The sequence below is a fragment of the Ruegeria sp. HKCCSP346 genome, from assembly GCF_017872595.1.
Lineage (GTDB): Bacteria > Pseudomonadota > Alphaproteobacteria > Rhodobacterales > Rhodobacteraceae > Ruegeria.
Genome location: NZ_JAEDOT010000001.1, coordinates 586,200 through 597,975, shown reverse-complemented (window position 1 = coordinate 597,975; position 11,776 = coordinate 586,200). Strand labels below are relative to the sequence as shown.

Below are 11,776 nucleotides of genomic sequence, written 5' to 3'. Positions count from 1 at the left end.
TGGGAAAAGCAGAACCACGCGTCAGTCTTCAAGAATTTGACGCAGACGTTCTTTTTCGTCCTCACTCAACGCGGCAGAGTCCACTGACGCACGGGCCTTGGACCGGGTACGGAGAAAGCTCAACCCAACCGCTGCAGCGATCAACAGCATGATTGGCCCGGCCAGCCACAAAAACAGGTTCGAGCCGCTGGCAGTCGGTTTCAGAAGTACGTATTCGCCATACCGATCAACGATAAACGCGATCGCCTGTTCGTCCGTATCCCCAGCCACCAACCGTTCCCGCAACAACACGCGCAGATCGCGCGCGAGATCCGCGTTGCTTTCGTCGATGCTCTCATTGCGGCACACAAGGCAACGCAGTCCGGCGCTGAGATCCCGCGCACGCTGTTCCAGAACCGGATCATCCAGAACCTCGTCAGGCTGCACCGCAAAGACAGGGGTTGCGAACATCATCACAATCAGAACAATGCGTTTCATTCCGCAGGTACTCCGCCGACCGGGGTTTTTCTTGCGCCTGCGGCCACGCGGAAGCGCCTGTCACACAGGCTCAGGACACCGCCAAGCGCCATCAGGATACAGCCGCCCCAGATCCAGTTTGCCAGCGGCTTGATATAGGTTCGCATCACCCAGCCACCATCTGCCTGTTGATCGCCGATCACGACGTAAAGGTCCCCGAGGAAACGATAATCGATCGCCGCTTCGGTCGTGGGCATCCGCGCAACGGGGTAGTCCCGTTTTTCCGGGTGCAATGTCCCGATCGGACGGCCATTCTTTTCAACCAGAACATCCGCCGTAGTCGAAAAATAGTTCGGCCCCTCGACCCGACGGACATCTTGCAGCGTCAGCGTGAATTGTCCCACTTCGAAAGGTTGGTTGGGTTGGGCGACACGAATATCCTCGTCCTCCCACGCAGTCAGGCCTGCAATGGCAAAGATGGTAACACCCAGCCCGGTATGAGCAACGGCTTTACCCCAATCCGCCCCAGGCAGACGGAACAAGCGTTTCAGGCTGCCATTGCGCCCCGTACGGCTCCACAGATCAACGATGGCGCCAAATGTAATCCACGCCCCAAGGAATAGACCCACCGGCCCCAAAGCGCTTCGGCCGGTCTGCATCGCCCAAACCAACAGGGCAATCGCCAAGGCGAGACCAAAGGCATAGCGCAGCGACCAGGCCGTTTTTCCAATCCGCCCGCGTTTCCACGGCAACATGGCCCCGATGGGAAGGATCAATCCCAGCAAAACCATGAATGGGGAGAATGCAGCGTTGAAAAACGGCGCCCCGACCGAGAGTTTGCGATCAAACATCATCTCGGCCACCATCGGCCACATGGTACCGACAAAGACCACGAAACAACTGACCGCCAGCAGGACGTTGTTTACGATTAGCGCGCTTTCGCGGCTGACCATGCCGAAAACACCCTTGGCCTCCATCGCCTGCGCCCGCGCGGCAAACAAAGTCAGCGCCCCGCCGATGAAAACCACCAGAATGAACAGGATGAACACCCCGCGTTCCGGGTCATTGGCAAAGGCGTGAACCGAGGTCAGCAGCCCCGAACGAACGATGAATGTTCCGATCAGCGAAAACCCGAAGGCAATGATTGCCAGCAGGATGGTCCAGCTTTTCAGCGCCTCGCGCTTTTCAACAACAATTGCCGAATGCAGCAGCGCTGCCGCCAGGAGCCACGGCATGAAAGAAGCGTTCTCAACCGGATCCCAGAACCAGAAACCGCCCCAGCCCAGCTCGTAATAGGCCCACCAAGACCCCAGCGCGATGCCGATTGTCAAAAACACCCAGGCGGCCAGCGTCCATGGGCGAACCCAGCGGCCCCATGCCGCATCGATACGCCCTTCGATCAGCGCCGCGATGGCAAAACTGAACGCCATGCTCAGCCCCACATAGCCGAGATACAGAAACGGCGGATGGAAGGCCAAACCGGGATCCTGCAGCAACGGGTTCAAATCCCGCCCGTCAAACGGCGCGATTGCCAGCCGGTCAAACGGGTTCGAGGTAAACAGTATGAAAGCAAAAAATGCCACGGCAATGGCAGATTGAACCGCAAGCACACGCGCCTTCAGGCTTGGGGGCAACCCGCCCCCAAAGAACGCCGCCATCGCTCCGAACAGCGTGACAATCAGCACCCAAAGCAACATCGATCCTTCGTGGTTTCCCCACGTCCCGCTGATCTTGTAGATCATCGGCTTGGCCGAATGACTGTTTTCGACCACGATCCGCAGCGAAAAGTCCGACACGATGAATGCCCAGATCAGCGCACCGAAGGAAAATGCAGTCAGCAGAAATTGGACGATGGCAGCAGGCTCGGCAAAAGCCATCCAGCCGGTCCAGTTTTTTGACGCACCGATCAGAGGCACCACGCTTTGCACGATGGCGACGAAAAAGGCGAGGATGAGGGCGAAATGGCCAAGCTCTGTAATCATGCCCCGGAATATACTGCGAGGCCGAACCGGGGGCCATTAACTTTCGCACGAACCGGGGGCACATAGTGTCGCGGGTCAAAGCCCTCGAAGCTTGCGCCAATCGGTCAATGCTGGATTCGCATCAGGACGCGAGGCGTTCTGCATCAGGTTGCCATCAGGGCCGGGGTCGGCGACGCCCGGGCTGTCGCTGCGCATGGCCCGTACTGTTTCTATGTTCCCCATGACCGTCGGCAACCGCTGCATGGCTGCGCCTATATCCCGCTGAAAATCCTGCATTTTGCTCTGATGGCGCGCGCCAAAATAGAAAGACACAATCACGCCCAGCAACCACCAAAGAGGTTCCGGCACCAGCGCAATGCCCTGCATGCGTTCAGCGAACCACAGCGGATCCACCATTGCGGCAACAAACAATCCCAGCGTTCCAAGTGCCAACGCCGGGCGCGGTAACCGGTTCACGCCATCCATAATGCGGTCGTACAGGCCTTTTTGAGGAACCACGAACTCTCGGCCGAACTGCGTCATTGCCTGACTTTGCAACTCTGTCGCGCGCTCGGCACGGGACTCGGCGTTTTCCCGGTATATTTCAACCGTCTCACGCACAGCGTTGCGACCGCCCCCAAACAGCAGCGCCAATACCCCCGAGATCAACCCCATGCCGCAACCCTTTCCTTGAATTCACTTTCCGTAAGACGATAGCGTGGCGACAGAAACTCTTCGGCCCGTTTGATCCAGCCTCCTTTGCCACCGGATCGGGTGCGCGCGTATTTTCTGGATGCCGGGCGTTTGTCGGCCAGCCGAAAGTAATAGTTCCGCCGCGCCACACCATACGCATCGCGCAACGCGTTGGGGTCTGGTTGGGCCGCGTCTTCGCACGCCTGTGCCGTTTGCGCGCCGATCACGCCATCTGCCACGACGTCAAACCCCATATCACGCAAAAGCCGTTGCAGGATTATTACTGCTTGCGCACCGGCATTGACGTACATGTCAAAAACAGGGGCATGCAGAACATCTGGCAACAGCACGATGCGTGGCTTTTCAAAGTAGTGCTGAACAAAGATGTCGACCGCCTCGCGCTGAGTAAGCGCCCGGACATCCGCCACGTCAACCAGCCCATCCCCGGTCAGATCCAGTCCAAGCCGGCGCATCGTATGGATGGTGACACCGAATTTGGTTGCCCCGCCCGGATCGTCCGGGTCATTCACGTACCCGCCTTCCCGACGCACAATTTCATTGGCAATCTGCCGAACTGTTTGCATAGCGCCCTCATTTCGTTGAATGGCGCTGACGATCCCGAAAAAGAATTAACAAGCCTGAACGACCGAGGGCGCTGCCTGCATCCCGCGCGCAACGCCCTCAACACAAATGTGGGTCAGGTCAGCTTCCTTCAGCCTCTTTGTACACGCCCTGCTCTTTCAACGCGTCCACGACTTCCTTCGGCATATAGGTTTCGTCATGTTTGGCAAGAATTTCCGTGGCTTCGAACACGCCGTTCACGTAACGTCCGGTGCCGACCATGCCCTGATTTTCCGAAAACAAATCAGGCAGAACCCCGGTGAAAGAAACCTTGACGCTTTCGCCGCCGTCGGTGACGACAAAATGTACGGTTTCGCCCTGCCCGCGGATGATCGAACCTTCTTCGACCAGGCCCCCAATCCGAAAGACCTCGGTCGGCTTGGGTGGTTCGGCAATCACCTGGCTTGGCGAGCGGAAAAAGTTGATCCCGTCGCGCATGGCATAGCCAATCAACGCCGTCGATGCCACCAAGGCAACGACAGCTACCAGAATGACTTGTACTCGGCGACGTTTCTTGAGCGTTTTCATACCGTCCTCACGGGAATAACGGTGCCATCATCAGGCCCCGGGTTTCAATCTCACCTAACATCAGATTGGCATTCTGCAAGGCTTGGCCACTGCTACCTTTTGTCAGGTTATCCAGCGCCGCGATCACGATCGCACGCCGTTCGATCCGATCTGCCACAACTCCGATATGACAGAAGTTGGACCCGCGCACATGGTGGGTCGATGGTGTCTCGCCCATCGGCAGCATCTGAATGAAAGGCTCATCCGCATAAGCCTTTGCAAGCGTTTCATAGATGCTCAGCGGGTCACCTTTTACGTAGGTCGTGGCCAGAATGCCCCGGTTTGCAGGGATCAGGTGCGGAGTGAACTGCACATGAACCGCACGACCGGCCAGCTTGGAAAACTCCTGATCGAACTCGCCCAGATGCCTGTGGGTCCCGCCGACGGCATAGGCGTTGGTGCCCTCGCTCAGTTCGGCGTGCAGCAGGTTTTCCTTCAGCGACCGCCCTGCCCCGGATACAGCACATTTCAAATCCAGCACGATATCGTCCAGATCAATCACCCTGGCAGAAACAAGCGGCCGCAGAACGTATTGACCGGTTGCCGCGTTGCACCCTGTGCCCGCCACCAGCCGCGCGCCCCGGATTTCGTCGCGATAAAACTCGGTCAGGCCATAAACGGCCTCTTCCTGCTGCTCGAGCGCGGTATGCGGGTTTCCGTACCACTTTTCATATTCATCCGGGTCAGTCAGCCGGAAGTCAGCAGACAGATCGATGATCTTCAGATCCTTGGGCAGTGCTCTGATCACTTCCTGGCTGGTCTTGTGCGGAAGGGCACAAAAACACAGATCGATCCGGGAAAAATCGATCTCGGAAATCTTGCACAGATCCGGCAGGTCCATGTGGCGCAGATGCGGGAAAACCTGCGCCATGGTCATCCCTGCCTTGCGTTCGGCGGCCAGCGCGGCGATTTCCATGTTGGGGTGTTCGGCGATCAACCGCACCAGTTCCGCACCAGTATAACCCGAAGCGCCCAGAATTGCGATTTTATGGGTCATGTCAGACCTCTTCTCAACGTGTGTCACATGTTACGACCGCCGATGCGACGGTCTTGAAATAATGAAAGCAGAGCGGCCGCGTCCTTGACCGAAGTCAGGCAGCCTCGAATGTGATTTGTCGTCGGAGGAACTGTGTCGCCCGATCGCTCACCACATTGGGTTTCCCCGTCGTCAGGAACCCTCCCGGGCCACTACCCAGCATGTTGGGGTGGCGATGCAGATAATCCGCAAGGCTTTCCGCGACCAACTCCCCCTGGCTATAGACCTGCACGTCAGGTCCCAATGCCGCCTGAAACACGTCAGCCATTAGCGGGTAATGCGTACAGCCCAGAATGGCCGCCTGCGGTTCAGGCATCTTGCGCTTGAGGGCTTCCACATGGCTGCGCACCAGCGCCTCGGCCAGGATCATGTCACCGTCTTCAATGGCATCCACGACTCCACCACATGCCTGCGCCTCGACATCCACGCCAATTGCCCGGAACGCCAGCTCGCGCTGAAAGGCCCGGCTGGACACAGTGGCGGGCGTGGCGAACAAGGCGACATGCTTGACCGCCACTTCGCGTGGTGGGGAATTGTCGCCCCATTGCCGTTCGGTCAGGGCTTCGATCAAGGGAACAAAGACACCAAGCACACGTTTGCCTTCGGGCACGCCCTCTTCCTGCATCCGGCGCAGCGCCGCCGCGCTGGCTGTGTTGCAGGCCAGAATCACCAAGTTGCAGCCGCGATCCCAAAGGTCCTGCACGGCCTTTCGGGTCAGCTGATAGATGTCCTCGGCATCGCGCACACCGTATGGGGCATGCGCGCTGTCCGCGTAATACAGGAAATCAACGTCAGACAGTCGTGTCTGCGCGGCGCTCAGGACGGTAAGACCGCCCAATCCGGAATCAAAGATACCTACTGCCATTAGCCCCTTCAGGCGCGATGCCGTTCCTCAAATTCATATCCATAGTCATAAGACTTCAGCGGTGTCGGAGACAGCTCATACGTCGCTTTGCGCAGGAAATCCATCATCTTGCGCGTATCCTTGCCCAGCGGATCCAGAATGTCGCGCCCGATAGGTGTGCCAATCACCACTTTGACCGGAGTATCGACACGTTTTTTGAATTCCTTGATCAGCAACCCCATGCGCAGGGTGTTGTGCATATGGCTAGCAATCTGAAACAGACGTGACGTGTGCCCGTCGAAGAACACCGGAACGACAGTGGCGTTGGATTTCGCCGCCATTCGGGCCGTGAAACCGCGCCAACCCGGATCCATAGGATGGGCAAACGGATTAACGCCGGTGCTGACCGTACCCCCGGGGAAAATCCCGATCGCGCCGCCATCGCCAAGGTAATTCAATGCAGTCTTCCGCGTATCCAGGTTCAGTTTCACCGCTTCTTTCGTTTCATCAAACGAAACAGGCAAAACGATACGGTTCAGGTCTTCGGCCTTGCGGAAAACGCGATTTGCGAGAATTCGGAAATCACCACGGGTCTGAGACAATATATGCCCCATCATCAGCCCATCCAGAATTCCATATGGATGGTTTGCAATCAGGATAAGCGGACCTTCCTTGGGGATATTCGCCAGCGCGCCACCAACGACATCCAAGGTCAATCCATAGCGATCGACCATGACCGACCAAAAATCCCGACCCTTTGCGACTTCTTTTTCGTATCCGTCCGCCCGTTTGATCAGACGCAACCGTCCCGTGGTGTTCTCCATCAGCCTGATGACCAACCGCCCCCCCTTGGTTTCGGCGGAATGCGCATACGAGATGTCACGAACGACATGACGACGAGAAGACATGAAGGGCTCCGTTTTGCTGCCCGCAAAATAAGTACAAGCAACAGGTTTGACCAGCTATCGTGACACCCTTGTGACGAATTACTCTGCCGCAGCTTGCAATTCAGGCCCACCGCTGCGGATGACGGCCAGCAGCTCTTCTCGCCGTTTCGCAGCCTTGGCCTCATTTTCCCGCAGTACCGGCCCAAATCCGCGGATATCCAGCGGCAAACGAGCCAGGGCAGCAATCGCATCACGGGTGTCCTGCGACACCAAGGGCAGTACCTCGCGCATGTCCTTTTCATACTGTCGGATCAGGGCGCGCTCCATCTTGCGTTCGGATGAATATCCAAAAATGTCCAGTGGTGTGCCGCGCAATGCCTTGAGTTTGGTCAACAGCTTCAATGCAGTCAGGATGGATTCGCTGAACGCGCGCTTTTTCGGCCTGCCATTGCTACCCGATCCGCCGAATATCGGCGGGGCAAGGTGAAAGGTCATCTTGAAGTCACCATCAAACTCGGCCGCCGCTTTTTCCCGACTGGTCAGCAGAAGACGTGCAACCTCGTATTCGTCCTTGTATGACAACAGCTTGTGATACCCTTTCGCTACCGCTTCGCGCACATACGCGTCCTCGACACTGTCCACCAGCTTGCGGTACCGCCTGGCCAGCCGGGCGCTTTGATATTCCGTCAGGTGCTGCGCGCGAAACGCGATGATTTGGTCCAGTGTCTTGGGCATCTCGGCCACGGTCGGCGCAAGGATGGATTGCACGTCTTCCTGGTGCAGAACCGCCCAACGTCCGATATCAAACGCACGCTTGTTGCGTTCGACCGCCGTGCCGTTCAATTCGATGGCCTCAAAGATCGCCTGATGGCTGACCGGCAACAGCCCGCGCTGCCAGGTCGCGCCAAAGATCATCATGTTGGAATAGATTGAATCCCCCATCACCGCGCGCGCCAGTTCGGTCGCATCAAACAGCGAGACATCTTCTTTCAGCCGCGCTTGCAGGGCCAGTTCCAGCTGATCCGCCGGAATGCGGAACTCGGTATCACGCGTGAAGTCGCCCGTCACCGTTTCATGGCTGTTCACGACGGCCCCCGTACGTCCGGTGCGCGTCAGGCCCAACGTCTTTGCGCCGGCCGAGACCACCAGATCGCCACCGATCAGCGCGTGGGCCTCGCCAGTGGCGACGCGAATTGCGCTGATGTCCTCGGGGCGGTTGGCCAATCTACAGTGGATGTGGACTGCGCCGCCTTTTTGCGCCAGCCCCGCCATTTCCATCATGCCCGCGCCTTTTCCGTCGATCTGCGCCGCCTGCGCAAGGATGGCGCCAATGGTGACGACACCCGTACCGCCGACGCCGGTAATCACGACGTTGTGCGTGCCGGTGATCTTCGGCAGATCTGGTGTTGGCAAATCTGGCAGATCAATTTCGGTCGTCGCCTCTTTGCGAATTTTCGCGCCCTCAAGCGTCACGAATGACGGGCAGAAACCGTTCAAGCACGAGTAATCCTTGTTGCAGCTCGATTGATCAATGGCCCGCTTGCGGCCCAGCTCGGTCTGTTTGGGAACGATCGACACGCAGTTTGACTGTACACCGCAATCGCCGCAGCCTTCGCAGACATCGGTGTTGATGAACACACGCTTGTCGGGATCGGGGAATGTGCCGCGCTTGCGGCGGCGGCGCTTTTCGGCAGCGCAGGTTTGTACGTAGACGATGACCGATACGCCCTCGATCTCGCGAAACTTCTCCTGCACCTGCATGAGATCGGCACGCTCGTATGTCTGAACGCTGGCGGGTAGAGCCTTGAAGTTGACGTCCTCTTTTTCATCGTAAACCACGGCTACCTCTCGGACACCCATTGCCTTGACCTCGGCAACGATCCGTTCGGCGGTCAGGTCGCCTTCATTGTCCTGCCCGCCGGTCATGGCAACCGCGTCGTTGAACAATATCTTGAAGGTGATGTTCGTTCCTGCGGACAATGCAGCCCGGATCGCCTGAACGCCCGAATGGTTGTACGTGCCATCGCCAAGGTTCTGGAACACGTGCTTGGTCGTCGAAAACGGCGCCTCGCCGATCCAGTTGGCGCCTTCCCCACCCATTTGCGTAAATCCGGTCGTCTCGCGATCCATCCATTGTACCATGTAGTGACAGCCGATACCGGCATAGGCGCGGCTGCCATCCGGCACCTTGGTCGAGCTGTTGTGCGGACAGCCGGAACAGAAATACGGAAGCCGCGTGGCTATTTCCTGCGCGTTGTCAGCCCGGCGCGCTTCTGACAAAGACGCCAGCCCGGCCCGGATACCATCGGTCTCTCGACCCTCTTCAATCAGGATTTCGCCCAGCTTTTCAGCGATCATGATCGGGTCAAGCGCACCGCGCGTCGGGAACAGTTCTTCCCGGTGCAACGCCCCGGCCCCGCCTTTGTACCAGCCATAGACCCGGCGTCCGCGCCGGTCGTCAAAGATGGCCTCCTTGACCTGAACCTCGATCAGCTTGCGCTTTTCCTCGACGATCACGATCAGATCCAGCCCCTCGGCCCAGTCGTGGAATCCGGCCATATCCAGCGGGAAGGTCTGCCCCACCTTGTAGGTGGTAATGCCCAGACGCTCGGCCTCGGCTTCGTCGATGTTCAGAAGCGAAAGCGCATGTGTCAGGTCCAGCCAGTTCTTTCCAGCCGCGACAAAGCCGATCTTGGCGCCGGGTTTGCCCCACATCCGTTTGTCCAGCTTGTTGGCGTGCGAAAACGTCTCGGCCGCGAACCTCTTGTAGTCGATGACACGCGTTTCCTGCATATGCGGCGTGTCCCCCAACCGGATGTTCAATCCGCCATCCGGCATATCGAATTCAGGGATGACCACCTGCATCCGGTCCGGACTGCCATCCACGACCGAGGTGACTTCGATCGTGTCCTTCATCGTCTTCAGGCCGACCCAGACACCCGCGAATCGGCTGAGTGCAAATCCATAAATGCCATAGTCGAGGATTTCCTGAACGCCGGCAGGGCTGACGATCGGCATATACATGTCGACCAGCGACCATTCGGATTGATGCAGCACCGTCGAGCTTTCGCCGGTATGGTCATCCCCCATCGCCATGAGCACACCGCCATGTTTGGCCGTACCCGCCATGTTTGCGTGGCGCATGACGTCACCGGACCTGTCGACGCCCGGACCCTTGCCATACCAAAGCCCGAATACCCCATCGAATTTGCCGTCGCCGCGCAGCCCCGCCTGCTGGCTGCCCCAAAGCGCGGTGGCTGCCAGATCTTCGTTCAAACCGAACTGAAACGTGACATCGCTTTCGGCCAGCGGCTTCTGGGCCCGCATCATTTGCTGATCTACGGCCCCCAAAGGAGACCCGCGGTATCCAGTGACCAATCCAGCGGTGTTGAGACCCGCTTGCCGGTCTCTGGCCTTTTGCATCAGCATCAAGCGCACAAGCGCCTGTGTTCCGTTCAGAAGAACCGGGCTTTTCTCAAGATCGAACCGGTCGTTCAGCGTTATCTGTGGCTGGCTCATCAGACGTCTCCCCTCGTCAGATCAGTGTGCTATACTTGGATTTATTTTAGGTCATAATTTCTGACCTGTATAGAATTTATCCACTGATATGTAACGATTTCGTCCATTGAATGTAGAACTTGTCACCTATTTCATATAGGGCTTCTGAAAGATAACGAAAGTTGCGGTAATGGATTGGGACAAGCTTAGAATATTTCATGCGGTGGCCGATGCGGGCAGCCTTACGCACGCCGGAGACAAGCTGAACCTGTCTCAATCCGCCGTAAGCCGACAGATCCGCGCATTGGAAGAGTCTCTGGATGCCACTCTGTTCCACCGTCACGCGCGGGGGCTGATTCTCACCGAACAGGGCGAGTTGTTGTTTGACGCCACATCTGCCATGTCGAAACGGCTGGATGCCGCAGCCGCGCGTATTCGGGACAGCGAGGAAGAAGTCTTCGGTGTTTTGCGTGTCACAACGACCTTCGGCTTTGGTACACTCTGGCTGGCACCGCGCTTGCCGAAACTGTATGAGCAATACCCTGACCTGAACATCGACCTGATGCTTGAAGAACGCGTTCTGGATCTTCCGATGCGCGAAGCGGACGTCGCCATCCGCATGAAAGAGCCAAGCCAGGCCGACCTGGTGCGCAAGCGCCTTATGACCGTTCAGATGATGTTGTATGCAACCCAGGATTATATCGAAAACCACGGCGGCATGTTGCAGTCCCTGGAAGAGATCAAGGACCACCGTCTGATTTGTCAGACCCCTGCGGCGCCGCAGGTTGGCGCCAGTGCCGCCATGGTGCGCCACCTGATGACCTATAATCCCGGCTCTTTGCTGACTGTGAACAACTATTTTGGCGTGCTTCAGGGCGTTTTGCACAATCTGGGCATCGGTGTTCTGCCCGATTACGTCACACAGGATTTTCCGCACCTCGTGCCCATCCTGTCAGACATAGAAACCGCAGATGTTCCGGTTTATCTGGCTTACCCGGAAGAATTACGGCATTCAAAACGCGTTGGAGCGTTTCGCGATTTCGTGCAGGACGAAATCATCGCACAGCGTAAACAACTGAAACAGATGGGAAAACTGTAGCTATGCGCAAATAGCATAACGGACATGAAGTGTTCACAGGGTTAATTGCCTTGAACGTTCACTAACTGACCCCTAAATGAGCACTCGAAGGCGGTGATGCTGAAACGCTCATCA

Annotated in this window: 10 protein-coding genes; 1 reads left to right on the top strand and 9 read right to left on the bottom strand. The window is 57.6% G+C overall.

The window, feature by feature from the left end:
* Nucleotides 1-21: 21 nt before the first annotated feature.
* The 9 genes from I9185_RS02935 to I9185_RS02895 form a co-directional block, all read right to left on the bottom strand.
* Nucleotides 22-477 (bottom strand): cytochrome c-type biogenesis protein, encoded by a 456-nt coding sequence (locus I9185_RS02935; RefSeq protein ID WP_210092314.1) that lies wholly within the window; start codon nt 475-477, stop codon nt 22-24.
* Nucleotides 474-2,438 (bottom strand): heme lyase CcmF/NrfE family subunit, encoded by a 1,965-nt coding sequence (locus I9185_RS02930; protein ID WP_171116071.1) that lies wholly within the window; start codon nt 2,436-2,438, stop codon nt 474-476. Before I9185_RS02930 ends, I9185_RS02935 begins: the two co-directional genes overlap by 4 nt.
* A 75-nt stretch (nt 2,439-2,513) precedes the next feature.
* Nucleotides 2,514-3,092, bottom strand: a complete 579-nt coding sequence (locus I9185_RS02925; RefSeq protein ID WP_210092313.1) for a holin family protein — start codon at nt 3,090-3,092, stop codon at nt 2,514-2,516.
* A complete protein-coding gene (locus I9185_RS02920) occupies nt 3,083-3,694 on the bottom strand; it encodes a holin-associated N-acetylmuramidase (protein WP_209833223.1) in 612 nt (203 codons plus the stop codon). Before I9185_RS02920 ends, I9185_RS02925 begins: the two co-directional genes overlap by 10 nt.
* A gap of 118 nt (nt 3,695-3,812) precedes the next feature.
* The gene (ccmE, locus tag I9185_RS02915) at nt 3,813-4,259 is read right to left on the bottom strand and encodes a cytochrome c maturation protein CcmE (RefSeq protein WP_210092312.1); all 447 of its coding nucleotides are present in this window, start codon (nt 4,257-4,259) and stop codon (nt 3,813-3,815) included.
* A gap of 7 nt (nt 4,260-4,266) precedes the next feature.
* A complete protein-coding gene (gene argC / locus I9185_RS02910; RefSeq protein WP_210092311.1) occupies nt 4,267-5,295 on the bottom strand; it encodes an N-acetyl-gamma-glutamyl-phosphate reductase in 1,029 nt (342 codons plus the stop codon).
* Between the two features lie 94 nt (nt 5,296-5,389).
* Nucleotides 5,390-6,199, bottom strand: coding sequence for an aspartate/glutamate racemase family protein (locus tag I9185_RS02905; protein WP_171632695.1), 810 nt, complete (start codon nt 6,197-6,199; stop codon nt 5,390-5,392).
* An 8-nt stretch (nt 6,200-6,207) separates the two neighbouring features.
* Entirely contained in the window at nt 6,208-7,086 is an 879-nt protein-coding gene (locus I9185_RS02900; RefSeq protein ID WP_210092310.1) for a lysophospholipid acyltransferase family protein, read from the bottom strand.
* Between the two features lie 78 nt (nt 7,087-7,164).
* Nucleotides 7,165-10,584 (bottom strand): indolepyruvate ferredoxin oxidoreductase family protein, encoded by a 3,420-nt coding sequence (locus tag I9185_RS02895; protein WP_210092309.1) that lies wholly within the window; start codon nt 10,582-10,584, stop codon nt 7,165-7,167.
* A gap of 169 nt (nt 10,585-10,753) precedes the next feature.
* On the opposite strand from I9185_RS02895, the gene I9185_RS02890 reads away from it, so the two are divergent.
* On the top strand, nt 10,754-11,662 hold the full coding sequence (locus I9185_RS02890; protein WP_171116088.1) for a LysR family transcriptional regulator: 909 nt from the start codon (nt 10,754-10,756) through the stop codon (nt 11,660-11,662).
* Nucleotides 11,663-11,776: the final 114 nt, after the last annotated feature.

What these genes read in the sequence shown, in the direction of transcription:
- I9185_RS02935 (WP_210092314.1), bottom strand. Translation starts at nt 477, where the DNA reads ATGAAACGCATTGTTCTGATTGTGATGATGTTCGCAACCCCTGTCTTT.
- I9185_RS02930 (WP_171116071.1), bottom strand. Translation starts at nt 2,438, where the DNA reads ATGATTACAGAGCTTGGCCATTTCGCCCTCATCCTCGCCTTTTTCGTC.
- I9185_RS02925 (WP_210092313.1), bottom strand. Translation starts at nt 3,092, where the DNA reads ATGGGGTTGATCTCGGGGGTATTGGCGCTGCTGTTTGGGGGCGGTCGC.
- I9185_RS02920 (WP_209833223.1), bottom strand. Translation starts at nt 3,694, where the DNA reads ATGCAAACAGTTCGGCAGATTGCCAATGAAATTGTGCGTCGGGAAGGC.
- ccmE (WP_210092312.1), bottom strand. Translation starts at nt 4,259, where the DNA reads ATGAAAACGCTCAAGAAACGTCGCCGAGTACAAGTCATTCTGGTAGCT.
- argC (WP_210092311.1), bottom strand. Translation starts at nt 5,295, where the DNA reads ATGACCCATAAAATCGCAATTCTGGGCGCTTCGGGTTATACTGGTGCG.
- I9185_RS02905 (WP_171632695.1), bottom strand. Translation starts at nt 6,199, where the DNA reads ATGGCAGTAGGTATCTTTGATTCCGGATTGGGCGGTCTTACCGTCCTG.
- I9185_RS02900 (WP_210092310.1), bottom strand. Translation starts at nt 7,086, where the DNA reads ATGTCTTCTCGTCGTCATGTCGTTCGTGACATCTCGTATGCGCATTCC.
- I9185_RS02895 (WP_210092309.1), bottom strand. Translation starts at nt 10,584, where the DNA reads ATGAGCCAGCCACAGATAACGCTGAACGACCGGTTCGATCTTGAGAAA.
- I9185_RS02890 (WP_171116088.1), top strand. Translation starts at nt 10,754, where the DNA reads ATGGATTGGGACAAGCTTAGAATATTTCATGCGGTGGCCGATGCGGGC.